The sequence below is a fragment of the Bradyrhizobium sp. CCBAU 53421 genome (assembly GCF_015291625.1).
Taxonomy (GTDB): domain Bacteria; phylum Pseudomonadota; class Alphaproteobacteria; order Rhizobiales; family Xanthobacteraceae; genus Bradyrhizobium.
The window spans coordinates 6,965,864-6,991,253 of the sequence record NZ_CP030047.1 but is presented as its reverse complement, the minus strand read 5'-3'; the positions used below and the strand labels follow the sequence as shown (position 1 = coordinate 6,991,253).

Here is a 25,390-nt window from a genome sequence, read left to right as displayed (position 1 = left end):
TGATCAGGTACCGCCCGGACTGTTCCGGGCGGTGGCCTGGGTGATGACACTGTTCGGTGCCACGTCGCGGGTGAGCCAGACATTGCCGCCGATGGTCGACCCGCGGCCGATCGTGATGCGGCCGAGAATGGTCGCGCCGGCGTAGATCACGACATCGTCCTCGACGATCGGATGGCGCGCATCGCCCTTGATCAGGCTGCCTTCGTCGTCGGTGGGAAAGTGCCGCGCGCCGAGCGTCACGGCCTGATAGATGCGGACATTGTTGCCGATGATGGCGGTTTCCCCGATCACGACGCCGGTGCCGTGATCGATGAAGAAGCCGGAGCCGATGCTGGCGCCCGGATGGATATCGATGCCGGTTCGCGCATGGGCGATCTCCGACATCAGGCGGGCGATCAACCGCGCGCCGAGCCGGTACAGCAGATGCGCGAGGCGATGGTGGATGACCGCGGTCATCCCGGGATAGCCGATCAGGATCTCCGGGAAGTTCCGGGCGGCCGGATCGCCGACGAAGGCCGCGCGCAGATCGTTGATCAGCAGCCCCCGGACCTGCGGCAATTGCGATGCGAATGCGCGTGTCAGCTCGACCGCCTCTTCGGCCACGAAGCCCGGTTCGAGCTCGTCGCCGACGAACAGCGCGCCGCGGTGGATCTGGGCGCTGAGCGAGTCCAGTGCCATGCTCAGCTTGTTGCCGACGAAATAGTCGATGTTCTCGCCGTCGAGGTCCGACTGCCCGTAATGCCGTGGAAACAGCGCCTCGGTGAGGCCGTCGAGAATCGCCTCGAGCGCATCGCGCGAGGGGGCGCGCCGCGCTTCGCCGTCCTGCCGGATGCTGTGGGTCTCCTCGCGGGAAACGCGCAGCTCGGCGACGATGCGGTCGAGTTGCCAGCGGCCGGGCGGACTTCCTGCCGGCCCCACCGATGAGGGCGGCGATTGCGGCGGCGTTTCGCGCTTCATTGGCTGCTCCGGGTCTATCGGACGTGTGCAAGGGGAATGCTGACTTCGGCCAGAAGATCGAGGTCGGCCTCGTGATCGATCTGGACATACTGTCCGTTCCAGTAGGTGAGGCCGGACAGCCGGTGTGAGAGCTCCATGCTGGAAAGGCGGCCGACGATGATGCCGTGCGAATGCCGCTCGATGATCTCCTCGACCTGGCATTCGACCATCGCCAGCGAGCGTTCGAGCAGCGGCACGCCGGATGGACCGTGAGACCAGGCGATGCCGTCGAAGCGCTCGCGGCCTTTCAGGCGGCCATTGCTGAAGCGCTCCGCCAGCGCCTGCTGGTCGGAGCCCAGGATGTTGACGCCGAACAGCCGGTGACGGGCGATCGGCGCAAAGGACGAGGCCTGGCGGTTGATGCTGACCAGCAGCCGGGGCGGCGCCGCGCTGAGCGAGGTCAAGGAGGTGACCGTCATGCCGGTGATGTCTTCGCCCTGTCCGGCCGTGATGATGCAGACGCCGCCGGCGAGGCGGCGCATGACCAGCCGAAACTGGCGTTCGATCTCGTTCGCGGCATCGACGAGGTGGATGTCCGGCTTGCTCATCGGGTCTCTCCCTCTCCTTGCCTCGCCGGATCGGACCTTCGGTCAGAAGAAGCCCTTGGCTGGCAGTGGCGTTCCGCTGATCTCGTATTGGCCGATCGAGCGGGCCTTGAAGGTATTTGGATTGTGCGAGGCGAGTGTCCGTGCGTTGCGCCAGTGCCGATCGAAATTGGTCGACTTCTTGGTGGCGGAGGCGCCGCCGACGTCGAACAGCAGGCTGCCGCCGCGGATCGCGAATTCGTCCGCGACGATCTTGGCCTTCGCCGAAAGCAGCGCAGCACGGTGCGCAGCCTCGGCCGCGCTGGCGTCGCCGGCGTCAAACGCATCGGTCGCAACATCGAGCGCTTCGGCCGCCGCCAGCACGACGGTTTCGGCGGCAAACGCGCCGCTTGCGATCTGGCCGATGGTTTGTTGCAGCAGCGGGTCGTCGACCGGTGTTTCGCTCGGGGCGTAGTAGAACGTCCGCTTGCGGGATCGCACCAGGGCGGCGGCGTCGCGCAGGATTGCGCGTGAGATGCCGGCGTTGATCGCGGTCAGGAACAATTGCGCGAATGTGTTGGCGTAGGCGATGCCGTAGCCGGCATCCGGGGCATCGAACACCACCTCCTGGCGCTTGACGCGGACGTTGCGAAAATGACTGGTGCCGGTCGCGGTCAGCCGTTGCCCCAGCCCGTCCCAATCGTCGATCAGATCGATGCCCTCGCGCTTGATCGGGATCAGGACCGCAGCGTTGGCGCCGGACGTATCGGCCGTGCGTACCAGGACGTAGTCGGAATAGAGCGTGCCCGTGCTGTAATATTTCGTGCCGTTCAGCACATAGTCGTCGCCGTCGGCGGTCAGCGTGGTATTCGGCGTCACGTTGCCGACCTTGGGCGTATCGAGCTCGGTCGCCGCAAGCCCGACGATCGCGCCGTCGGCGACCGCCTTCTGCCACTGCCGGTGCTGATCGTCGTTCGGCCGGCGTACCAGGCGCTCGACCACGCTGAAATGGTTGCGCAGGATGTGCGCGACGTTGGCGTCGGCTTCTCCCAGCCGAATGACGATCTCGAAAAGGCTGCGGATCGATGCACCCGCACCGCCGGCATCGGTGGGAAGCCGCAGGGCACCAAGGCGGGCATTGCGGATGAGATCGATCTCGGGGAAGGGCAGGACGCGCTCGCGCTCACGATCGCTGGCGCCCTCTGCGATGCGGCTGAGGAGCGCGTCGATGTCGGGTGCATGGGTGCTGAGGCGATCGGACGGCTGCAGCGAGGTGGCAGATACAGGCTTGTTCATTGAATGACCCCGGATGGCGTTGGTCGAAAAATCTGGTTCAGAGTTGCGCGAGGTGATCGGTGACCTTGACCGGCTCGGGCAGCACCTTGCGCGCGACCAGCCAGTCGGCGGCCTTTTGCAGCTCGGACAGGAATTTCTCGTCATTGACCGGGAAGTAGCGGTACTTCCGGTCAAGCGCGACGAACTGGTCGCGCACCTGGTCGCTGTACTTGCCGGCCTTCTGCGCGATGTACTCGGCGTCCTTGCTGTTCTCGGAAATCCATTTTCCCTCGGCGCGGAAGGCGTCGTTGACGGCGCGCACCAGCCCGGGGTTCTCCGTCGCGAACTTCCTTGTGGTCAGGTACGACGTGTAGTCGATCTGGAAATCCAGGTCGCGTCCCTCGAGGAAGATGTCGTGCGCCTTGTAGTCGAGCCGGGCGATGTCGACGCCGGGGCTCCACATCGACCACGCATCGACCTTGCCGGAGGCGAGGGCCGGTGCTGCGTCAGGCGGGTTGAGGTAGACGAACTTCACCGCGGAGCGATCGATTTTGTGCTTCTCAAGCGCGGCCACCAGCAGGAACTCGCCGAGGCCGGAGCGGTTCACCGCAACCGACTTGCCAACGAGATCCTCGACCTTGTTGATGCCGGAATCATCCCGCGCGATGATCGCGGTGGTGCGGGGCTCGTAGACCACGAACTGCGTGAAGACGAGCGGCGAGCCGGCGATGATCGCGGCCAATGCCGGCGTCGTGCTGCCGCCGAAGCTGAAATCCGCGCTGCCGCCGGTCACGGCCTGCAGCGTTGGGGCATGGTTCGGAAACGGACCGAGCCATTCCACCTTGATGCCGTCCTTGGCGAGATGCTTCTCGAACTCTCCGCGCTCCCTGGCGATCAGGTTGAGGCCGCTGAGGCCCCAGGTGAGACGAACGGTATCGGTGACCCGTCCGGTGGCCGATTGCGCTGTCTCCGGAAGGTTGAAGCCGGCGAGGGCACCGATGCCGAACGCGGCGCCGCCGAGGAAGCCACGGCGGGAAGGTTTTGCGATGGGGCGAGGCATGAAGCGGTCCTTCAGAAGATTCAAGCGGGGATAGGGTGAACGGCACCGACGCCGAGCTCTGCCAGTAGCTCGGTGCGGGCAATCGATGCGCTGCCGCGACCGTTCGTGCGATGCTGGAAGGCGATCCGGCCTTCGCGCATCACCAGGATGCGGTCGGCCAGCGCGATCGCCTCGTCGACATCATGAGTGACCAGGAGCACGCCGGGCCGATGCGTTGCCACCAGGTCGCGCACCAGCTCGTGCATGCGGATCCGGGTCAGCGCATCGAGTGCGGCAAAGGGTTCGTCAAGCAACAACAGTTCCGGCTCCTGCACCAGCGCGCGTGCCAGGGCGACGCGTTGCGCCTGTCCACCGGAGAGATTGCGCGGCCAGTCGTCGAGCCGGTCGCCGAGGCCGACTTCAGCCAGCGCCGTCGCGGCGCGACCGCGTGGATCGTCGGCTTTGAGGCCGAGCGAGACGTTGCGCCACAGGCTGTCCCACGGCAGCAGCCGATGCTCCTGGAACACGACCGCGGGGCGGCGCGGCGCCGCGATGCGCCCGCCGTCGATCGGGTCGAGGCCGGCCAGCGCCCGAAGCAGCGTGGTCTTGCCGCAGCCGCTCTCGCCAAGCAGTGCGACGAACTCGCCGCGCTCGATGCGCAGATTGAGGCTCTCGATCACGACGCGTTCGCCGTAGGCGCGGCGCAGGTTGGTCACCACCACGGCAGGTGACGTCGCGGTCGAAGACGGCACGACGTGCAAGGTCATCGCGCGCCTCCATAGTTCGGATGCCAGGCCAGCAGCCGTCGCTCCAGGAAACGCGCGATGCCGTCGGCGGCGACGCCGATCAGGGCATAGATGACGATCGTCAGCACGATCACGTCAGTGCGCAGGAATTCCCGCGCATCCATCGCCAGGAAGCCGATGCCGGATTGCGCGCCGATAGTCTCGGCAACCACCAGCGCCAGCCACGCGGTGGCCAGCGCATAGCGCACGCCGGTCAGAATCGACGGCAGCGCCCCCGGCAGGACGATGCGCCGGATCAGCTCCAGCGTGCCGAGGCCCTGGACGCAGCCGAGCTCGAGCAGCTTCGGATCGACCTGCCGGATTCCGAGCGTGGTGTTGACGTAGATCGGAAAGGTGACGCCGAGCGCGACCAGGAAGATCTTCTCGGCCTCGCCGACGCCCAGCCAGACGATGACGAGCGGCACCCCCGCGAGGAAGGGGATAGCGCGGATCATCTGGACGCTGCGATCGATCATTGCCTCGGCGATCCGCGAGAAGCCGACAAGGATGCTGAGCAGGAAGCCGATGCTGCCGCCGATCGCAAAGCCGATCGCCGCGCGCAACAGGCTGACGCTGAGATCGTTCAGCAGGCTTCCGGAGCTGATCAGCTTGAATGCGGTCCTGACGACCTTGCTCGGCGCCGGCAAGACTTGCGGCGACAACCAGCCGGCCTGCGACAGCAACTCCCAGACGATGACGATCACCGCGGGCGCAAGCCACGACAGCAGTTGCAGGCCGCGTCGGCCGATCTCGAACTGCCTGGTTCGGGAGGGCGCGGCCGTGCGGTCGTCATTCGGCGAAGTATCAAATGCGACCGATGCAGCGGCCTGTTCGAGGTTGCTCAAGGTTAAGTCCGTCCTCGTTCATCGACATGGGTGATCGTCGTTGATCACGCATGGCACAGGTCAACGATCACGCGATCGGCATCGCGCCGCTCTCGTGAATGTAAGCGTCGTTCAGACGCTACAAACTCTCCCACGATTTTCAGCCAACAGAAATAGAGCGGTTTTCCAATTGTCGTTGGTTCCGGAGTTTTCTGGTTTATCCGCGTGCGCGGCGCGACAAGGAAAATCTTTTGATGCGCCGTTGCTTGCTATCGCGCCGCACTTGGCGTGAAACAGCTCACACGTGACGTAGAGAATGTTGGAGATCGCAATGACGACACGACCGCTCCGCTTCGGCATCTGGGCGTTGGTGCACGGCTCGCGCGCCGCCTATCAGGATCCGGAAGAGCCTTATGATGCGTCATGGGAACGCAACCGCGATCTCGTGCTTGCGGCCGAAGCGCTCGGCTACGACTCGACGCTGATCGCGCAGCACACGATCAACCCGCATCAGGAAGACCTCGACCAGCTCGAGGCCTGGAGCGCGGCGGCTGCGATTGCGGCGCTGACCGGCAAGATCGAGATCATCGCCGCCATCAAGCCCTATCTCTATCATCCGGTCGTGCTCGCCAAGCTGGCGCTCGGAATCGAGAACATCAGCCGCGGCCGCTTTGCCATCAACCTCGTCAACGCCTGGAACCGGCCCGAGCTCGACAGGGCGGGGATCGGTTTCGCCGAGCATGACGCCCGCTATGCTTATGGCCGTGAATGGATCACGGTGGTGTCGCGGCTGATGCAGGGCGAGCGGTTGACCTACAAGGGCGAGCATTTCGACGTGCGCGACTATCTGCTGCGGCCGACCAGCCTCTATCGCGACCGGCCGCTGATCTATGTCGGCGGCGAATCCGAACCTGCGCGCGCATTGGTCGCGGATCACGGCGACGTCTGGTTCATCAATGGGCAGCCGCTGGAGGATGTCGCCGGCCTGATTGCCGATGTCGCGGCCCGGCCGCGGGCGTCGGCACCGCTTCGCTTTGGTCTGTCGGCCTTCGTGATCGCGCGCGAGACACAGGCTGAAGCCGAGGCCGCCTATGAGCGGTTGCTTGAGCTGTCAAGGAAGGACGCGCCGATCAAGGCGATCCAGAAACAGAACACCGATCCGAAGGTTGTGATGATGCAGACGATGCAGAAATCGGCGCGGGTCGGCAGCAATGGCGGTACCGCGGCCGGCCTCGTCGGCAGCTACGACGCGGTGGCGGACCGGATCAAGGCGTTCCATGCCGCGGGCATCGAACTGTTCATGCTGCAGTTCCAGCCGTTCGAGGCAGAGATGGAGCGTTTCGCCAGAGAGGTCATCCCGCGCGCGCGCGCCGCGTCTGCGGTCGGCGAAAAGCCGCCATTGTCGGCTAGCGGGCGCTGACGAGATCAGGCGCCCGCTGCGGCCGTCGCCTGCCGCGCAAAGCGGCTGGCCGGTCGCGGCAGGCCGAGATGATCGCGCAGCGTGGTCCCGGCATAGTCGCTGCGGAACAGGCCGCGGCGCTGCAGGATCGGCACCACCGTGTCGACGAAGACCTCGAGCCCCGTCGGCAAGACGTCCGGCATCAGGTTGAATCCGTCGGCTGCGCCGGCTCTGAACCAGGCCTCGATGTCGTCAGCGATCTGCTCGGGCGTGCCGACGATGATCCGGTGCCCGACGCCGCCGCCAAGCGCACGCAGCAGCTGACGGACCGTGAGATTGCCGCGGCGGGCGAGATTCACCGTGCCCTGGAACATGGTGTGGTTCGCATTGGCCGGCAGCGGCAACGGATCGGGCAGGGGCGCGTCGAGTGCGAGGATCTCCGGGTCGACTTGCAGCGTGCTGGCAAGGCGAGCGAGGCTGTATTCGATTGGGACCAGCTCCCAGAGATCATCCTGCCGCCGCCTGGCTTCGGCCTCAGTGCTTCCGATCACGGTTGCAAGCCCCGGCAGGATGACGATGGAGTCGCCAGCGCGGCGGTAGGCCGTGGCGCGAGCACGCAGATCGCGCGCGTAGGCGACACCCTCATCGATGTTCTGCGCAAGCGTGAACACCGCCTCGGCCTGCGCGGCTGCGAGATCGCGGCCATCGCTTGATCCGCCGGCCTGCACGGTCACGGGACGCCCTTGCGGCGAACGCGGAACATTGAGCGGTCCGGCGACCGTGTAATGCGAACCGCGATGCGCGATCGGATGCACTTTCGAGGTGTCGACGAATCGTGCGGTCGCCTTGTCGCCGATGAAGGCGTTGTCTTCCCAGCTGTCCCACAATGCGTGCACGACCTCGGCGAATTCCTTGGCGCGCTCGTAGCGCGCCTTGTGCTCGAGCACGCTGGATAGGCCGAAATTGCGGCTGGCGGCGGCGTCCGCCGTGGTGACGGCATTCCAGCCGGCCCGGCCGCCGCTCGCCAAATCCAGCGTCGCGAAGCGGCGCGCGATGTTGTAGGGCTCGTTGTAGGTCGTCGACGCCGTTGCGATCAACCCGATATGGCTGGTCGCGGCGGCGACGGTCGCCAGCACGATGGTCGGCTCCATCGACATGAATGAGCGATAGTCGATCCGGTCCGTGATCGCCGGCGTATCGGCCAGGAAGATCGCATCAAGCTTGCCGCGCTCGGCGATCTTCGCCACCCGAACGTAGTGCCCGACGTCAAAGCAGGCGCGCGGATCGCTTTCCGGCAGCCGCCAGGCCGACGCATAGACGCCCGAGTGCAGCAGATTGACGTTGAGATGAAGCTGACGTTGCGACATGGCGGCCGTGTGCGCTGAGTGGATGGACCAACGACATATCGCCGCGATGCCTGCAAGAAAACGCGCCGCGGGCATTCGCGTGCAAAAAGAAATATCCGCCTTCACGGAAGCACTGCGCGCGCGATCCATACCGTGCCGTCCGGCGGGAACGAAACATCCGCCATGCCGCAACAGGAATCTTCTTCGTCCGGTTATGACGATGAAAGCTTCGTCCAATTCTGCGCAAATATCTGAAATTGCCAGCGCTAACCGGTCGCGCAACGATACCGCTGCGGCGCGATCTGCGGTCGCATTCGATTTCGGCCGGAGGCGCGAACCCATGACGAGCAAAGCCCATCGCGCGGAGCGCGTATTCGCGCCGACCGGATCCGTCGAGTTCGATGCCGACGTGCTGGTGCTCGGCGGCGGGCCGGCAGGCACCTGGGCTGCGGTCAGCGCGGCGGAACGCGGGGCGCGCGTGGTGTTGGCCGACAAGGGATTCTGCGGCACGTCGGGCGCGACGGCCGCGGCCGGCACCGGCGTCTGGTACGTCGATCCGGATCCGGCACAGCGCGAGGCCGCGATGGCCAACCGCGAGAAGCTGGGCGGCCATTTGCAGGATCGCCGCTGGATGGCGCGCGTCCTCGACCGGACCTATCAGCAGAGCAACCGGCTCGCGGATTGGGGCTATCCCTATCCCGTCGACGATCGCGGCAGGTCGCAGCGCAATTCGCTGCAAGGACCGGAATACATGCGGCTGATGCGCAAGCGCACCAAGCAGGCGGGCGTCACCATCCTCGATCACAGCCCGGCCCTGGAGCTGCTGGTGGATGGCGACGGTGCGGTCGCCGGCGCCAGCGGCGTGCGCCGGCAAAAGCATGACCGCTGGATCGTGCGCGCCAAGGCCGTGGTGATCGCGACCGGCGGATGCGCGTTCCTGAGCAAGACGCTGGGCTCGAACGTGCTGACCGGCGACGGGTATCTGATGGCCGCCGAGGCCGGTGCCGATTTCAGCAGCATGGAGTTTTCCAACCCTTACGCGATATCCGCGGCCTTCGGCTCGGTGACCAAGACGCTGTTCTTCGGTTGGGCGACCTTCAGCCACGAGGACGGCAGCGTCGTCCCGGGCGCGGCGTCGAAGGGCGGCCGGTCGGCGATCGCCCGCGCGCTGCTGCGGGGCCCGGTCTATGCGCGGCTCGACAAGGCCGACGATGACGTGCAGCGTCACATGCGCGCGTCGCAGCCGAACTTCTTCCTGCCGTTCGACCGGACCGGGATCGACCCGTTCACGGATCGCTTTCCGATCACCTTGCGCCTGGAGGGCACGGTGCGTGGCACCGGCGGCCTGCGCATCGTCGACGACAGCTGTGCGACCAGCGTCGCGGGCCTCTATGCCGCCGGCGATGCGGCCACGCGCGAATTGATCTGTGGCGGCTTCACCGGTGGCGGGAGCCACAATGCGGCCTGGGCGATCTCGTCGGGGACCTGGGCCGGGCAGGGTGCCGCAACCTATGCCAGCCAGCTTGCCGCGCCGGCCCGGCGACAATTGTCATCCGCCGGAACCATCGCTTTCCGCAGCCGCTCCCAACGTGCATTCGAGCCGGCCGCGCTGGCGAAGGACGTCCAGGCCGAAGTATTTCCATACGAGCTGAACTACTTCCGTGAAGCGACACGGCTGCAAGGGTCGCTGGCGCGTCTCGACGCAGCCTGGCGCGACGCGTCCGATGCAGACGCCGCCGGCAAGGCCGATATCCTGCGCGCCCGCGAAAGCGCGGCGATGCTCGCGACCGCGCGGTGGATGTATCGCAGCGCGCTTGACCGCCAGGAAAGCCGCGGCATGCATCGCCGCGACGATTTCCCCGATCAGGACGAGCGGCAGCGCCACTACGTGACGACCGGCGGCCTTGACGAGGTCTGGACCGATATCCGGCCGCATGCCGAGGCGTCGTTTGCGGAGGCCGCGGAATGATCGAGGTCATCGACGCCGAGCGCTGCACGTCCTGCGACATCTGCGTGAATGTGTGCCCGACCAACGTTTTCGACAAGACGGACGGAATTCCGGTCATCGCCCGGCAGAGCGATTGCCAGACCTGCTTCCTTTGCGAGCTTTACTGTCCCGAGGATGCGCTCTATGTCTCTCCGTTCGCGGACGACGCGCAGGCGATCGACGTGATCGCCCTCAAGCAGACCAATGCGATGGGGAGCTACCGCCGCGCCGTCGGCTGGACCGACGACACGCGGGACCGCCGCGCCGTCGACCGCAGCTACCTGCTCTTTGGTCATTGAGTTCCGGGCGATCCCGGACCGACCGAAGCATTGCCAATTGGACCAACTGGATGAACGTGCATCAATCCCTGACGACGGCGCGGCCCGTCGAACCGCATCCGTCGCCGGTGCCGCAGCCCGCCGCGAGCGACGCCATGGTGCGGTTCGAGACGGTCTCGAAGATCTATCCCGCCTACCGTGACAAGCCGAGCGTACGCGCGCTGCAGGATATCGATTTCGCGATCCCGCGTGGCTCGATCACCGGTGTGATCGGCCGCTCCGGCGCCGGCAAATCGAGCCTGGTGCGGCTCATCAACGGCCTGGAGAAGCCGTCGACGGGACGTGTCGTCGTCGATGGCCGCGACATCTCCGCGCTCGCCGGCCGGGAGCTGCGCCTGGCACAGCGCTCGATCGGCATGATCTTCCAGCATTTCAACCTGCTGTCGTCGCGCACCGCCGCTGATAACATCGCGCTGCCGCTGGAGATCGCCGGCTGGTCGAAGGCCGACATTGCGGTCCGGGTGGCGGAGTTGCTCGAGCTGGTCGGCATCGCCGACAAGTTCGATCGGTATCCGTCCGAGCTGTCCGGCGGCCAGAAGCAGCGCATCGGCATCGCCCGCGCGCTCGCGACCCGTCCGAACGTCCTGTTGTCCGACGAGGCGACCTCGGCGCTCGATCCGCAGACCATGCGGGCGATCCTGGATCTGTTGGCAAGCATCAATCGCGAGCTCGGCGTCACGATCGTGTTGATCACCCACGAGATGTCGGTGGTCCGCCAGCTCGCCAGGGAAATCGTGGTGGTCGACGGCGGCCAGATCGTCGAACGCGGCCATGTTGCCGACATCTTCACGCATCCGAGGCATCCGGTCACGCAGGCCTTCCTGTCGGAGGCCGTCGGCGACAGCCTCCCGGTGTCGCTGACCAGCCGCCTGCTGCGACAGCCCGTTGCGGGCGGGCAGGCCGTCATCCGCATACAGGTGCGCGGTGCCGGCGCCGGCGACACGATCCTGGCGCGGCTCGCGCGCGAGCTCGGGATCGATGTGGCGCTGCTGTCGGCCCGCATCGACGAGATCGGCGGCCAGCATGTCGGCTCGCTGACGATAGGAATTCCCGGCGGCGAAGCCGCGGCCAAGCAGGCCGCCGCCTATCTTTCACACAACACATTCCGCGTGGAGCGCCTCGGCTATGTCGCGTGAGCTCATCAATCTGATCATCCAGGCCACCGGCGAAAGCCTGTTCATGGTGTCGGTCGCCGCCCTGGTCGCGACCCTGTTCGGGCTTCCGCTCGGCGTGTTCCTGGCAACCAGCCGCAAGGGTGAGCTGTTCGCGGCGCCCGCCGTCAATGGCGTGCTCGCCGTGATCGTCAATGCGGCCCGCTCGACGCCGTTCATCATCCTGGTCGTGGCCATCATCCCGTTCACGCGACTGATTGCCGGCACCTCGATCGGCTCGGGCGCTGCGATCGTGCCGCTGACCATCGCGGCAACGCCCTTCATCGCCCGCCTGGTGGAGGCGGCGATACGCGAAGTCGACGCCGGATTGATCGAGACCGCGTCCTCATTCGGCGCCAGCCCGCTGCAGATCGTCTTCAAGGTGCTGATCCCGGAAGCCTTGCCCGGACTGCTGCTCGCCTTGACGCTCGCGATCGTCAGCTTGCTCGGTTATTCCGCGATGGTCGGCGCCGTCGGCGGCGGAGGCCTCGGCGATCTCGGCATCCGTTACGGCTACCAGCGCTTCATGCCGGAGATGATGCTGGCTGTCGTTGTCGTGCTGATCGCGCTGGTGCAGACGGTCCAGACCGCGGGCGATTATCTCGCCCGCCGCGTCAATCGCCGCCTGCGTCACCGCTGAAACGGGGCTTCGTTACTCAGCGGCGTCGGGACGAACCGCAGCGGAGGCCGCGTGGCGGTAGCCGGCGCCGGGATGCGTGACATGCAGGCGGGCCCCGCGTCCCGGAAACAGCTTCTCCCGCAGCGTGCCTTCGGCATAGGCCGTCTTGTAGACACCGCGTGATTGCAGTTCAGGCACCACGAGATCGACGAAAGCGTTCAGCGATTCCGGCGCGACGAGGCGGAACAGGTTGAAGCCATCGACGTCGGTTTCATCCGCCCAGGCAATCAGCTCGTCCGCGACATCCTGGGGCGAGCCGACCACGAAGGGCGAGCGCGCACCGACGCGGCTGAGCGTTGCAAGATCGCCGACGCGGACGGGGCGATCGCTGCGCAACGTGAAATTCTCGACCATCGACTGGATCGCGTTGCTCTCGACATATTGCACCGCCTGATCCGGTCGATAGGTCGAGAAATCGATGCCGGTCCAGCCGGAGAGCAGGGCGAGTTGGCCGGCCTGATCAACGTGTGCGGCATATTCAGTCAGCAAGTCGTTGGCTTCCGCGCGGGTCGGCGCCACGATCACCGTCGCGCCGGCAAACAGGCGAATATCGTAGGGATCGCGACCGAACTCCTTGGCAGCATCGCGGATGTCGCGAACGGTACGGGCGAGGATCGGCCTGGTCTGGCCGTTGAGGAAGATCGCCTCCGCATGTCTTGCGGCGAAGGCGCGGCCGCGCTTCGAGGTTCCGGCCTGGTAAAGCAGCGGCGTGCGTTGTGGAGAGGGCTCGGCGAGATGGATGCCGTCCACCTTGTAATGGCGGCCCTCGTGCCGGATGCGATGGATTTTGGCAGGGTCGGTGAAAATGCGAGATGATCGGTCGCGTCGAACCGCGTCATCCTTCCAACTGCCTTCCCACAGTTTATAGGTCGCGGCGAGAAACTCCTCGGCCGCCTCGTAGCGGTCGTCATGCGCGCGGTTCGCATCGAGGCCCATCCCGCGCGCGCCGCTGTCGAGATAACCGGTGACGATGTTCCAGCCGATCCGCCCGCCGGTGAGGTGATCGAGCGTCGAGAACCGGCGGGCGAACTGATACGGATGCTCGAAGGTTAGGTTGGAGGTGATGCCGAAGCCGAGATGCTTCGTCACCAGCGCCATGGCGGAGACGAGCAAGGTCGGCTCGGCGTTGGGCAGCTGGACGGCGTGGCTCAGAGCCGTATCCGGACCGCTGCCATAGACGTCGTAGACGCCGAAGACGTCGGCGAGGAAGATGCCGTCGAGCAGGCCGCGCTCGGCGGTCCGCGCATGGTCGACCCAGTAATCCAGCGAATTGTAGTTGAGCGAGGTATCGCGCGGATGCGACCAGAGGCCCGCCCAGTTGTGGCTCGGCGCCATCATGTTGAACGCGTTGAAACGAAGTTCTCTCGGTCTCGCCATCGATCTGTCCCGACACTGAATGGTCTCGAGCAGCCTATCATCGGGTCGACAGTGCTTGATTTTCTATTCGGATCACGGTGGTGAAAATCCTGCTGCAGGGTAGTCGAATGCGGAAATGTTTTGATCGGCGCGTCTGCTGCCTGCTGATGATCCACTGTGGAGCTGCACGCTGCCGATGTCGGCGTCAGCCGTCTGCGCTCTCGCCATGTGCGCGATCCCGGCAAAAACAAACCGTTTGCGATTGACGTGTCTGCTGAAACATTCGCGGTGTTTCGTCTCGGTGCGACAGCACGTGCATCGCTATTTTCCCGGACGTCTCGACAGCGCAATGCGGGCTGCGCATCATTTGCCGATCCGCAACGCCGAATTCACCGACTGCAGGAGACATCGAGATGCCGGTCGAAACCAAGAATGTCGAGACGCTAGCCTTGCATGGGGGTTCCTACCGGTCGGATCCGGCAACCGGGGCGGTGGCCGTTCCGATCTATCAGACGACGTCATTTCAGTTCGAGAACACCGATCATGCCTCGCGCCTGTTCGCGCTGGAGGCGATCGGGCAGATCTACACCAGGATCAAGAACCCGACGGCTGACGCATTCGAGGAGCGGCTGGCGGCGCTGGAGGGCGGAGTCGGGGCGCTTGCCGTCGCGTCCGGCCAGACCGCTTCGGCGTTCGCGATCTTCAATATCGCACAGGCCGGCGACAATATCGTCTCCTCGACCGATCTCTACGGGGGCACCTGGACCTTGCTGTCGCAGACGCTGAAGCAGTTCGGCATCGAGGTCCGCTTCGTCGATCCGGCCGATCCGGAGAATTTCTGGCGCGCCACCGACGCCAGGACCCGCGCCTATTTCGCCGAGACCCTGCCGAACCCCAAGCTCAACGTGTTTCCGATCAGGGAGGTCGCGGATATCGGCCGTTCGCTGGGCGTCCCGCTCATCCTCGACAATACGGCAACGCCGATCATCGCGCGCCCGTTCGAGCATGGCGCCGCGATCGTGGTCTACTCCACGACGAAGTATATCGGCGGCCACGGCACCTCGATCGGCGGCGCGATCATCGACGGCGGCAATTTCGACTGGGCGGCGCATGCGGACCGGTTTCCGCTGCTGACCCGGCCGGACGACGCCTATCACGGCGCGATCTGGACCGAGGCCGCAAAGCCGCTCGGCCCGATCGCCTACATCCTGCGCGCCCGGGTGAAGCTGCTGCGCGATCTCGGCGCCGCGATCGCGCCGCAGAACGCCTTCCAGTTCATCCAGGGACTCGAGACGCTGCCGCTGCGGCTGCGCCAGCACAATGAGAATGCGATCAAGGTCGCGGATTTCCTGGCCGGGCATCCGGCCGTCTCCCATGTGATCTTCCCGGGCTTGCAGAGCGGCGAGAACCGCCGCCGTGCGGACGCCTATCTGAAGGGCGGCTATGGCGCGCTGGTCGGCTTCGAGTTGCAAGGCGGCGTCGAAGCGGGGCGCCGCTTCATCGACGCGCTGAAGCTGTTCTATCACGTCGCCAATATCGGTGACGCCCGATCGCTGGCGATCCACCCGGCGTCGACCACTCACCAGCAGCTCTCGGCCGCCGAGCAGCTCGCAGCCGGCGTCACACCCGGCTACGTCCGGCTTTCGGTCGGGATCGAGCATCCCGACGACATCCTCGCCGATCTTACCCAGGCGCTCGCGCAGGCGGAAGCTGGCGGCAGTGCGCGCAAGGCGGCGTGATCAAGGCTTCAACAAGAAACGGATGGATGACAATGAAAACTCTCTTTCGCCTGGCGCAGGCCGTAGGTCTGGCTGTGGCTTTGGCCGGCTCTGCCTGGGCCGGCGAACCATTGAAGATCGCGACCAGCGCCGGGCCGGTCGGACAGTTGGCGGCGTTCGCGGCCAAACTCGCCAAAGACAAGGGGCAGGACGTCAAGATCGTCGAGCTGTCGGACTGGGTCGCGTTGAACGAGGTGGTCAACAGCGGCGACGTCGATGCCAATCTGTTCCAGCATGCGACCTACCTCGCACTGCAGAACAAGCAGCGCGGCTTCAACCTCGTTCAGGTCGACAAGGTCGGCGTGATCGCGCCGGTCGGATTGTTCTCCAGGAAGATCAAGTCGCTTGACGAGATCAAGTCCGGAGACAGCGTCGCGATCCCGAACGAGCCGCTGAACGGCGCGCGCGGGCTGATCCTGCTCGAGCGTGCCGGGCTGATCAAGCTGGCACCCGGCAAGGGCTTTTCGGTGAGCCGGTTCGATATCATCGACAACCCGAAGAACCTCAGGATCGTCGAGCTCGATCCGGCGCAGACCTACCGCTCGCTCGACGATGTCACCCTCGCGCTCGTCAACATCACCTATCTGATACCCGCGGGCGGTGACCCCAAGTCGGCGCTGGTGATCGACCGCACGGTCGATGACGGCCTGGTGCTGCGCTTCACGGCACGGCCGGACAAGAAGGACGATCCGCGCCTGAAGGCCTTCATCCAGGTCTTCAATTCGCCCGAGGTCAAGCAGTTCATCGAGCAGAAGATACCGGCGTTCATTCCGGCCGGCTTCAGCAGTTAGGAGATAGGGCGCGGTGACGATTCATCCAGATCTCACCGCGCTCTAGACTCCGATGGGCTCATAGCGCCGCTCGACCTGCTCCTCGCCAACGGTGTCGGCGAGCAGGACGGCGAGGGCGACGCATTGGTGGCGGATGTCGGGAATGGCGACGATCTCCCAGAACGCGGCGCGCGTGAGCGGGCCGACCGCAAACAGGCGCCGCGAGGTCGTGCCGTCCCGGTTAACGATCGCGCAGTCCGGGGTCGTCTCGATCCCGATGCAGAGCGGGTCGACGCGGGCGAGGCCGCGCTCGAACAACCTGCGCACCGCCGGATTGGGCGTCGCGCGTGGATCCTTGACAATGCCGGTGCAATCGACGACGGCGCCGACCCGCATGTTGAGGATCCGCGTATCGCCGCGCCTGCGATAGTTGATCAGCGCCCCATCGTCGTCCGATGCGACGCTGATCACCTTGGCCGCCATCAGGGTGAGTTGCCCTGCGTAGATCGCCTGCGTGATGCGGGCTTCGACTTCCGGCGCCATCCGATGCCGATGCACGTCCCACCAGGCGCGTGCGTGCTCGAGAAAGCGGCGCTTGGAGGCTTGCGGCAGCTCCTGCCACAGCCGCTGGGTATAGGGCCGCAGGCCGTCGATCACGCTGCGCCAGTCGCCGCCATCGGCCGCGTTGCGCTCAATGCGGGCGCGAAGCCAGCGAAGCAACTCGGTGATGCCGGTGCCGAATGGAACGTCAGCGGCTTCGATGCGCTGGGCGTCGACGCGACGATGCGCCTTCGCCAGCAGGCCGCGCCGCGACATCGCGATGACCGGTCCACGGTGTCCGTCGCGAAGCAGCGACAGCACGTAGTCCGCCATCGTCAGTCCCGTGCCGAGGAGGAGGACCGCGGCGTCCGGATCAATCGGCGCGGCCGATGGCGGGGCCCACGGATCGGCGTAGCCCGAACGGCTGGCCCGCATGTCATGCCCGGTTGCCAGAACGACGGCATCGCCGAGCAGCGACTGGCCGTCGCCCAGGATCACCGACACACCGGCCGGGTGCTCGTGGATGTCGACGCACGTACCACGTACGATCGACAGCCGCTCCACGTCCGCCGGATCGGATGTGCGCTGCTCGAGCAGGCTGGCGATGTAGTCGCCGTAAATCCGCCGGGGCACGAAGCAGTAGGGATCGGGGCAGAGCGGAGCGTCGAGCTCACGCGAGGCCAGCCAACGCCAGAAGTGATCCGGCTGGTCGGGCAGCGCGCTCATGTTCGCGACGCGCACATTCAGCAGGTGATCGGGATTTCCGGTATGATAGGCAATGCCGCGGCCGATCTCCGGCCGCTGCTCCACCAGCGTGACGCGAAGCGTCCCCGTCGGCTGTTGCAGTACCTGATAAGCCAGCAACACGCCGCTGGCGCCTCCGCCGATGATGATGACGTGACGGCCGCCGGAACTCGCCATGCTGTTGCCCACCGATCAGTTGGCCGCGCGACGCGCGGCATCAGGGATGGCATCTGGACGCAAGTTGAAGCGCAGCCTCAATGAGGCCGTCGCATGTTTCCGCTGCGCGGCGTTCGAACCGACCTAGCGAGGAAGCGGCCGTCGATCAGCCGTGCGGCCCGAACAGGAATATCTCGTGAAGGTTGTCCTGGCCGTCAGACGTCGCGGCGCGCGCCAGTCTTCGTTGCCAACGCTGCAGGCGCCGGGTGATCCGGCCAAGTTTGGTAAACCAGGAAGAAGCCATCCGCTTCAAACCTCCTGCGCATGCGACACGCGTTAAAGATAGCATGGCTTTTCTTCGGCCGCGTGCGAATATCTGCCACGACCGCAACTTTGCAATCGGCGACCTGTCTCGATGGCTGGCGGCAGCGGGGTCATTTCCTCATCGAGCGCAGCAAGGAAAGGTCCTTCCCCGCGATCTCCGTCCGTGGTGGACTGCCGAGGCAGGTCCGTCGCCGGTTCCGTTCTCTTATCATTGTGACCGAAGGAGCCATGTTCCGTAGCAGCGGCAATTTTGAATTTCCATTTCATTGATTTCGCCGGCCGCGCAGGCGATGAACGGCAACATCGATTCCACGGAGATTACAATGTCATTTCGTCCCGTCCTGATCCTCGCAACCTTGCTCGCCGCCTGGTCGACACACGTCGCAGCCGAGACGATCAAGATCGGCGTGACGCCGGGACCGCATGCGCAAATCCTCGAAGCCGTGAAGCCGATCGCGGCCAAGGGAGGGCTCGACATTCAGCTGATCGAGTTCTCCGACTATGTCGTGCCGAATGCAGCGCTCGATGCCGGTGACATCCAGGCCAACTCATTTCAGAACCAGCCGTACCTCGACAATCAGAAGGCGGACCGCGGCTACAAGATCGAAGCGGTGGGCCTGACGGTCAACTTCCCGATCGGGGTCTATTCGAAGAAGCACAAGAGCTGGACCGATGTTCCGGATGGCGCGAAGGTCTCGATACCGAACGACCCGACGAACGGCGGCCGGGTCCTGCTTCTGCTGCGCGACAAGGGTGTGATCAAGCTCAAGGACGGCGTCGGCTTCAAGCCGACGGTCCTCGATGTCACCGAGAATCCCAAGAAGCTGAAGTTCGTCGAGGTCGATGCGGCGCAGGCGCCGCGCGCGCTCGACGATGTCGACGCCGCAGCCATCAACACCAATTATGCGACCCAGGCCGGGCTCGATCCGGTCAAGGATCCGATCCTGCGCGAAGACCCGAAAGGCCCCTACGTCAATCTGATTGCGGTTCGCGCCGCCGACAAGGACAAGCCCTGGGTCAAGATCCTGGTCGACAGCTATCACTCGCCGGAGGTCAAGGAATTCGTTCTGACCAAGTTCAAGGGCGCTGTGTTGCCGGGCTGGTGACACCCAAGCAGCCGTCGACCCGCGTGTCCGAGGCGCTGTAGGCCGCGGCAGCGCTCCGAGGCCTGCCGGCCGCGGCTTGAGGCAAGATGAAGAATGGGGATGTCGCTGGCCCACGCGCCATCGAACTCCTGCTAGCCATGGTCGCGGATGACCCCGACGACATTCGGATCATAACCGGGATTGCTGGCCTTCGATGTTGCAGGATCGTAGCTCGGCAGTCCGGTGACCGATCCACCGAAGAACCGGGCGAGCGAGTTCTTCACGGGCGGGCACGCGCGTTGCGGTCGTGTCGGTATAGCAGCCAGCCAGACATGTTTAGAAAGCTCGCGCCGGTCATCGGATAGTCGGCTGCAACCGCAGCTGGCTTGTGGTGATTTTTCCGACCGATGAATTCTCGGATGCCTCCGGATCGCGCGACTCGATGCGAAGGCTGGATTACGAAGGCTGGATTACAATGACGACGGCGGCGCGGAGCAAGACACCCCCGATGCCGCAATTGATCTTGAACCCGCCGCTATTCAACGCGATTGCGAGACTGTAATGAGAGCGCTGGCCGCGTGCGTCGGGGGGCGCCGGCGGCCCGCGATCGACCTGGGATGCTTGTCTCCGGGCGATCGAACTTGCGCAATAACGATGGATTTGACGTGGCGAATACCAAGAAGGCCCGCGCGGCTGCTGGCGCGAAGAAGAACAGCAAGGGATTGACGCGCTCCGGGATCTCATCCTCCTCGCCACTTGGCATGCTGGCGCTGCATCTTCTCGAGCAATGGAAGACGTCCGGGCGTGACGGCATCGTCTTCCTTGCGGACAACGAGAACCGGGCTGAGCGCCTCGGCAGCGTGCTGCATTCGCTAGACCCTTCGCTCGAGGTGCTGGTGTTTCCGCGGCTGAACACCTTGCCGTTCGACGGGCTGGAGCCGTCGCGCGAGATCGCCGGCAGGCGGAGTTCGGTGCTGCGGCGTCTTGCCAAGAGCAGGAAGCCCGTCTTCCTGGTGTCGACGGCCGAGGCGATCATGGAACGGTTGCCGTTGCCCGCCAGCTGGGGGCGCTTCAGCATCAGCCTGAAGGTCGGTGCGCGCTATTCCGAGCAGGATCTCAAGGATCGCCTGGAAGCGCTCGGATACGATCTCGACGAAGAGGCGGATTATCCCGGAAGCGTCCTGTTCCACGGCATGACGTTCGAAGTGTTTCCTGCCGGTGCCCTCGGGCCGTTCAGGATCGAGCATTCCAATGGAGTGATCCGCAGGATCGCCGGCGTCGATCCCAACGAGCACGACGTCGTCTTCGACACCCAGGAATTGCTGATCGATCCGATGTCGGAACAGATCGCCTTGGGAGGCAAGCGGGCACAGCGCGCGGCGCTGCCGGATTATTGTCAACGTGCCCGCTGGATCGCGGACGCGGGCGTTGCCGGTCACGCCGATAGCTGGCTGAGCACGATCAAGGAGGCGGCCGGGCGCAGAGAGGCAGACCGCGAGTATCTGGGGCCTGGCGACTGGAAGCGGCTGAACAAATCTATGAGCGCGCTGCCCCGCAAGGCGGCGTTCATCCCGACGCCTGATTTCTCGAAGGTCGCCTCGTCGCGAAAGGCGCTCCGCGCATTTGTCGCCGACACCGAGCGCGCCGGATCGCGGCTGGTGTTCGTTGCGGCGGTCGAGGACGACCTGCGCGCGATCGAGCGCATGAGCGGGATCAAGGCGGAGCGCGTCGCCGATTGGGACGAGGCGGCGAAGGGGCGGGGCGGCGAGGCGGCGCTGCTGGCCGACTTCGACACCGGCTTCATCGGTTCGGGCCGCAAGCCGCTCGTCGTCGTCACGGCGACCGACGTGCTCGGCAGCCGGGCGCATCATCCGCAGCCGATGGCCAGAGCCTGGAGCGCGGCCTTCGATCATCCCGACGTGCCGGAGCGCGGCGCGGTCGTCGTCCATCTGCAGCGCGGGCTGGCCGTGCTCGATGGCTTGCAAACCCTCGACATGGGTAAGGGATCGTCCCGCGAGATGGTAAGGCTGGCATTTGCCGGGGATGATGCCGTGCTCGCTCCGCCCGCCGATCTTGCGTTGATCTGGCCGTATGCGGCGGAGCGCGGCAAGCTGACATTGGACAGGGCGGACGGAAGCACGTGGTGGGCGCGGCGGACCAAAGCGGAGCAGGAAATTCAACTTGCCGCCAAGGCGCTCGCCAAGCACATCGCGCAGCGGCGGCGCCGGCGCGCGCCCAGGCTGGTGGCTCCCGGTCCCGCATACGAGCGGTTCGTCGCGCGCTTTCCCTATTTCACGACGGTCGACCAGGCCAAGGCGATCCGGGACGTGCTGGATGATCTTGCGTCGGGTCATCCGATGGACCGGGTGGTGTGCGGCGACGTCGGATTCGGCAAGACCGAGGTTGCCTTGCGCGCGGCGGCGGCCGTTGCCCTGTCGGGCAAGCAGGTTGCCGTCGTCGTGCCGACGACCGTTCTGGCAAGGCAGCACGTCGCAACGTTCCGCAAGCGGTTTGCTCCGTTCGGCATCGAAGTCGGCAGCCTGTCGCGCGCGACGTCGGCTGCGGAGATGAAGCGGACGAAGGAAGCTCTGCGAAGCGGAAAGATGAAGGTCGTGGTCGGTACGCAGGCGATCGCCTCGAAGGACGTGAAATTCGCCAAGCTGAGCCTGGTCATCGTCGACGAGGAGCAGCACTTCGGAGCGGCGGAGAAGGCGAAGCTTTCGGGCCTGGCGAAGGGCGTCCATACGCTTTGGATGAGTGCCACGCCGATCCCGCGCACGCTTGCGGCGGGTCTTGCCGGATTCAGGGAGCTGAGCGTGATCGCAACCCCGCCGGTGCATCGGCTTCCGGTCGTGACCAAGATCGCGCCGCTTTCGGACGCCGCCATTGCCGCTGCGCTGCTGCGCGAGCAGCGGCGTCACGGACAGAGCTTCCTGATCTGCCCGCGCATCCAGGATCTGGATCCGCTGCTGGCGCGCGTGCAGACGGTGGCCCCGGAGCTCCGCATCGTCTGCCTGCACGGCAAGCTGCCCGCCGATGAGCTCGACGACCGCATGATGAGCTTCGTCGAAGGCGGGGCCGACGTGCTGCTGGCGACCAATATCGTGGAAAGCGGTCTCGACATTCCCCGCGCGAACACCATCGTGGTCTGCTGGCCGGAAAAGTTCGGTCTGGCACAGCTTCACCAGCTCAGAGGGCGGGTGGGGCGCGGTGGCACGCGCGCCTTCGCGTACATGCTGACGGAATCGAGCTCGGAGCAATCCGGCAAGCGCTTGGCCGTTCTCGAGGAGTTCAGCAGACCGGGCGCCGGTTTCGCGATCAGCGAGCGCGATCTGGACCTCAGAGGTGCCGGAGATCTGCTTTCCGAGCGGCAATCGGGACACGTGCAGGTTTTCGGGCCGGTGCTCTATAGCCACCTTCTGAAACAGGCATCGGAGAAGACCAACGACCGGGCTGCGGATCTTTGGGTGCCGGATCTCAACCTGCCACTCGCGGATCTGCTGCCCAGGAGTTACGTGCAATCGGAATCCATGCGCCTTGAAATCTATGGCCGCGTCGCGAGGTGCCGGAGCGAAGACGATCTGGAAGATCTGGAGGAAGAGACCTCTCGCCGCTTCGGCAGGCTGCCGTCGGCGGCTCAGGATTTCTTCGCGGCGGCGAGGCTCAGGATCGATTGCAAGCGGCGAGGTATCGTGAGGCTCGACGTCGGGCCGGAAGCCGTCGCAGCTACATTCCTCCCGGGGAGGCTTCCGAAATCCAGAGCACGATCGCTCCAACGCGACGGCGATCGCGTCTTCTACTCAGACAACACCGACGAACCGCCGTTCGAGCGGATCAATGATCTGCTCGACATTCTGGACGAGTGAGTACGAGGCTGCTCCCGGCGGAGTCCCGTCGCCGCCGTTGCCCGATACGAACGGTCACGGCGCCGCTTCGCGGCGCCTGCGGGCTCTCGCCAACGACGCGTCTTGTGGCTGCATCGAGCTGCATCGCGTCGTGTGAGGACGTCACGCGTGCAGTGGAGATCTTTCATCGCGCGGCGGCTGCGGAGAACAAATCGATTGATTCCGCGCACTGACATCGCGGTGACATGTAGCGCCGATAGAGCACGTATGAGGTGGTCTGTCCGCCGTCTTCCGGCCTGCTCCGAGCAATCGGAATGCCCCCTTCAAGGCGCGAGTCGACGGTAATCGGGGCGGGTTATCTCGTTCAGATACCGTTGTTTTTGAGCCGAAATTTTGGGCATCGAGCCGGAATCAGCGGCACCAGGACGGGCTCCGATTTTCGCTTTCTCCGTAGGACTACGCGTTTTGCACACCGTTCCGCCCGGTGTTGCCCAGACTTGTGCCCGCTAGCGGTATCTCAAATATTACCTTTGTATTTCAATGGCTTGACGAAGCGCCGCAGTTCAAATGCCCGTGATATTTGTGCAACATTTGCCCGAAAACAGCCGCAACGCGGCTCGGCGCCAGCGGTCTTTTGTTGCGTGATCGGGGGCCTTCTGTCTCATATGGAACTGCGACGGAGGGGGGCATCCCAAGGTCGTCCCGTTCTAGGTGGTTCGCTTAAGTCCCTCGCGTTCATGCGGGTGTGTCCGAAGGCGCGAAGCGACTAAGCGGGGATTTAAGGGACAAAGGGAACCAACCTGAGGGTGTTTTACCCGGCGGAACCGGAACCTTCCCTGAGATAGAGCAACTTGGAGGTTTAACATGAAGATGGTTAAGAGCCTTATCCTCGGCTCGGCGGCGGCACTCGTCGCGGTCGGCGGAGCTCAGGCGGCCGATCTTCCCGTCAAGGCCAAAGCGGTCGAGTACGTGAAGATTTGCTCCCTGTATGGTCCCGGTTTCTATTACATCCCGGGCACCGATACCTGTATCAAGCTGGGCGGTTACCTGCGCGCTGACGTCGTCGTGAACTCGAACTCGGATCACACCGGCAACACCTCGGGTGCCGGCGGTGCGAACAACCGGTTCACCAACGGCTACACCTGGCGCTCTCGTGAAGACCTGAACATCGATACGCGCACGGCGACCGAGTACGGCGTCGTTCGTACGTTCTTCGATGCGACGTTCTCGTGGACGTCGGACACCTACGCCGGCCAGGGTAACGGCGCGACCGTTTACTCGCCGATCGGCACGACTCAGGCTCCGAACAACGCGAACTCCGGTGCGGTTGCTGGCGGTACGGTCGGCGTCTACTACGCCTTCATCCAGTTCGCCGGCTTCACCATGGGTAAGGCGGTCTCGCAGTTCTCGGCTCCGTGGGCCAACTATCCGGGCAACAACTTCGACGGTCTCGTCGGCGGCGGCGGTACGATCACTGGTGTGAACCAGTTCACCTACACCGCGCAGTTCGGCAACGGCGTGTCGCTGTCTCTGTCGGCTCAGGACCAGACGGCCTACTATCAGGCTGGCGTGAACAACATCCTCGCAGGCGGCGCGTACGGCACCAGCGACTACGCTGGCACGATCGCTCCGGACCTCGTCGCGATGCTGCGCGTCGACCAGGCTTGGGGTCTGTTCCAGGCGTCGTTCGCGGCGCATGACAACCACGCGGCCTACTACGGCGGCACTGAGTTGACCGGTCATCCGGACGACAAGTGGGGCTGGGCTGGTCAGTTGGCCTTGTCGATCAAGAACATCCCGACCGGACCTGGCGACACCATCAACGTCCAGGGCGTCTACACCAACGGTGCGACGCGCTACAACATCCAGGACCTCGCTGGTTCGGCTGGTGCCAACACCATTTATGGTGGAACCGGTCTGCCCGGCGCGTACCAGAGCATTGGTATCGGCGTTGCTCCTGACAGCGTGTTCGGTGCCATCGGCGGCGTGAACACTGGGCAGCAGCTCGTCACGACCTGGGGTTTCCGCGGTGCATACGTGCACAACTGGAGCCCCTACTGGAACACCTCGATCTACGGTGCTTATGCCGGCATCACCTACAACGATACGGCTAAGACCCTCCTCTGCGGCATCGGTGGCGTGGGCGGCTCGGTTCGTACCACCCTCAATGCTCTGGGCGGCGCGATCACCACCTGCAACCCCGACTACAACATCGCGCAGATTGGTACCCAGACCCAGTGGACCCCGGTCAAGAACCTGACCTTCACGGCAGACCTGACCTACACCCATCTGGATCAGAAGTATGCTGGTACGGTCTCGGCGCCCAGCGCCGCCATCGGCAAGCCTGCCGCTCTCTACGAGCTGAAGGACCAGAATACTGTGACCCTGCTGCTTCGCGCTCAGCGCAACTGGTAATACCGGTTGATCTGACTGCAAGTTAACAGAGCCC

General features: G+C 65.0%; 21 protein-coding genes. 10 read left to right on the top strand and 11 right to left on the bottom strand.

Features of this window, described 5'->3' with window-relative positions; genetic code table 11:
- Positions 1-3 precede the first annotated feature (3 nt).
- Genes epsC through XH92_RS32805 form a run of 6 tightly spaced genes read right to left on the bottom strand, consistent with a single transcriptional unit; the run spans position 4 to position 5,368 of the window.
- Positions 4-957, bottom strand: a complete 954-nt coding sequence (epsC, locus tag XH92_RS32830; protein ID WP_194455842.1) for a serine O-acetyltransferase EpsC — start codon at positions 955-957, stop codon at positions 4-6.
- 14 nt (positions 958-971) lie between these two features.
- Positions 972-1,544, bottom strand: a complete 573-nt coding sequence (locus XH92_RS32825; RefSeq protein ID WP_194455841.1) for a flavin reductase family protein — start codon at positions 1,542-1,544, stop codon at positions 972-974.
- A 42-nt stretch (positions 1,545-1,586) separates the two neighbouring features.
- Positions 1,587-2,816 carry an acyl-CoA dehydrogenase family protein gene (locus XH92_RS32820; protein WP_194455840.1) on the bottom strand — a complete coding sequence of 410 codons (1,230 nt, stop codon included), beginning with the start codon at positions 2,814-2,816 and terminating at the stop codon, positions 1,587-1,589.
- A gap of 37 nt (positions 2,817-2,853) precedes the next feature.
- The gene (locus tag XH92_RS32815; RefSeq protein ID WP_194455839.1) at positions 2,854-3,855 is read right to left on the bottom strand and encodes an NrtA/SsuA/CpmA family ABC transporter substrate-binding protein; all 1,002 of its coding nucleotides are present in this window, start codon (positions 3,853-3,855) and stop codon (positions 2,854-2,856) included.
- A 20-nt stretch (positions 3,856-3,875) separates the two neighbouring features.
- Complete coding sequence (locus XH92_RS32810; protein WP_194455838.1) at positions 3,876-4,601, bottom strand: ABC transporter ATP-binding protein; 726 nt, start codon at positions 4,599-4,601, stop codon at positions 3,876-3,878.
- Complete coding sequence (locus XH92_RS32805) at positions 4,598-5,368, bottom strand: ABC transporter permease subunit (RefSeq protein ID WP_246788601.1); 771 nt, start codon at positions 5,366-5,368, stop codon at positions 4,598-4,600. The genes XH92_RS32810 and XH92_RS32805 overlap by 4 nt, the downstream gene beginning before the upstream one ends.
- A gap of 406 nt (positions 5,369-5,774) precedes the next feature.
- On the opposite strand from XH92_RS32805, the gene XH92_RS32800 reads away from it, so the two are divergent.
- Positions 5,775-6,863, top strand: coding sequence for an LLM class flavin-dependent oxidoreductase (locus tag XH92_RS32800; protein ID WP_194455836.1), 1,089 nt, complete (start codon positions 5,775-5,777; stop codon positions 6,861-6,863).
- A 5-nt stretch (positions 6,864-6,868) separates the two neighbouring features.
- On the opposite strand, the gene XH92_RS32795 is transcribed toward XH92_RS32800, so the two are convergent.
- Positions 6,869-8,209, bottom strand: a complete 1,341-nt coding sequence (locus tag XH92_RS32795; protein ID WP_194455835.1) for an LLM class flavin-dependent oxidoreductase — start codon at positions 8,207-8,209, stop codon at positions 6,869-6,871.
- A 319-nt stretch (positions 8,210-8,528) separates the two neighbouring features.
- Between XH92_RS32795 and XH92_RS32790 the strand changes: the two genes are divergently transcribed.
- The 4 genes from XH92_RS32790 to XH92_RS32775 are packed head-to-tail and all read left to right on the top strand — an operon-like array spanning position 8,529 to position 12,304.
- On the top strand, positions 8,529-10,157 hold the full coding sequence (locus XH92_RS32790; protein ID WP_194455834.1) for an FAD-dependent oxidoreductase: 1,629 nt from the start codon (positions 8,529-8,531) through the stop codon (positions 10,155-10,157).
- A complete protein-coding gene (locus XH92_RS32785; RefSeq protein ID WP_194455833.1) occupies positions 10,154-10,474 on the top strand; it encodes a ferredoxin family protein in 321 nt (106 codons plus the stop codon). The genes XH92_RS32790 and XH92_RS32785 overlap by 4 nt, the downstream gene beginning before the upstream one ends.
- Before the next feature lie 50 nt (positions 10,475-10,524).
- Positions 10,525-11,649, top strand: coding sequence for a methionine ABC transporter ATP-binding protein (locus XH92_RS32780; protein ID WP_194455832.1), 1,125 nt, complete (start codon positions 10,525-10,527; stop codon positions 11,647-11,649).
- Positions 11,639-12,304 (top strand): methionine ABC transporter permease, encoded by a 666-nt coding sequence (locus XH92_RS32775; protein WP_194455831.1) that lies wholly within the window; start codon positions 11,639-11,641, stop codon positions 12,302-12,304. The genes XH92_RS32780 and XH92_RS32775 overlap by 11 nt, the downstream gene beginning before the upstream one ends.
- Positions 12,305-12,316: 12 nt before the next feature.
- On the opposite strand, the gene XH92_RS32770 is transcribed toward XH92_RS32775, so the two are convergent.
- On the bottom strand, positions 12,317-13,720 hold the full coding sequence (locus XH92_RS32770; RefSeq protein ID WP_194455830.1) for an LLM class flavin-dependent oxidoreductase: 1,404 nt from the start codon (positions 13,718-13,720) through the stop codon (positions 12,317-12,319).
- 392 nt (positions 13,721-14,112) lie between these two features.
- On the opposite strand from XH92_RS32770, the gene XH92_RS32765 reads away from it, so the two are divergent.
- Together XH92_RS32765 and XH92_RS32760 are read left to right on the top strand one after the other, a co-directional pair.
- Positions 14,113-15,438, top strand: a complete 1,326-nt coding sequence (locus tag XH92_RS32765) for an O-acetylhomoserine aminocarboxypropyltransferase/cysteine synthase family protein (protein ID WP_194455829.1) — start codon at positions 14,113-14,115, stop codon at positions 15,436-15,438.
- Positions 15,439-15,470: 32 nt separating this feature from the next.
- Positions 15,471-16,268, top strand: coding sequence for a MetQ/NlpA family ABC transporter substrate-binding protein (locus tag XH92_RS32760; protein ID WP_194455828.1), 798 nt, complete (start codon positions 15,471-15,473; stop codon positions 16,266-16,268).
- 42 nt (positions 16,269-16,310) lie between these two features.
- On the opposite strand, the gene XH92_RS32755 is transcribed toward XH92_RS32760, so the two are convergent.
- Together XH92_RS32755 and XH92_RS32750 are read right to left on the bottom strand one after the other, a co-directional pair.
- Complete coding sequence (locus XH92_RS32755; protein WP_194455827.1) at positions 16,311-17,708, bottom strand: FAD/NAD(P)-binding protein; 1,398 nt, start codon at positions 17,706-17,708, stop codon at positions 16,311-16,313.
- 145 nt (positions 17,709-17,853) lie between these two features.
- On the bottom strand, positions 17,854-17,991 hold the full coding sequence (locus tag XH92_RS32750) for a hypothetical protein (RefSeq protein WP_194455826.1): 138 nt from the start codon (positions 17,989-17,991) through the stop codon (positions 17,854-17,856).
- Between the two features lie 343 nt (positions 17,992-18,334).
- Between XH92_RS32750 and XH92_RS32745 the strand changes: the two genes are divergently transcribed.
- The gene (locus XH92_RS32745; RefSeq protein WP_194455825.1) at positions 18,335-19,117 is read left to right on the top strand and encodes a MetQ/NlpA family ABC transporter substrate-binding protein; all 783 of its coding nucleotides are present in this window, start codon (positions 18,335-18,337) and stop codon (positions 19,115-19,117) included.
- 131 nt (positions 19,118-19,248) lie between these two features.
- Here XH92_RS32745 and XH92_RS43685 read toward each other — a convergent pair whose 3' ends face one another.
- Positions 19,249-19,380 carry a hypothetical protein gene (locus tag XH92_RS43685; protein WP_256437492.1) on the bottom strand — a complete coding sequence of 44 codons (132 nt, stop codon included), beginning with the start codon at positions 19,378-19,380 and terminating at the stop codon, positions 19,249-19,251.
- A gap of 477 nt (positions 19,381-19,857) precedes the next feature.
- Here XH92_RS43685 and XH92_RS32740 point away from each other — a divergent pair, with 477 nt between their 5' ends.
- Positions 19,858-22,962: a DEAD/DEAH box helicase gene (locus XH92_RS32740; RefSeq protein WP_194461524.1), complete on the top strand. Its 3,105-nt coding sequence runs from the start codon at positions 19,858-19,860 to the stop codon at positions 22,960-22,962.
- An 843-nt stretch (positions 22,963-23,805) separates the two neighbouring features.
- The gene (locus XH92_RS32735) at positions 23,806-25,356 is read left to right on the top strand and encodes a porin (RefSeq protein ID WP_194455824.1); all 1,551 of its coding nucleotides are present in this window, start codon (positions 23,806-23,808) and stop codon (positions 25,354-25,356) included.
- The last annotated feature ends 34 nt before the right edge of the window (positions 25,357-25,390 follow it).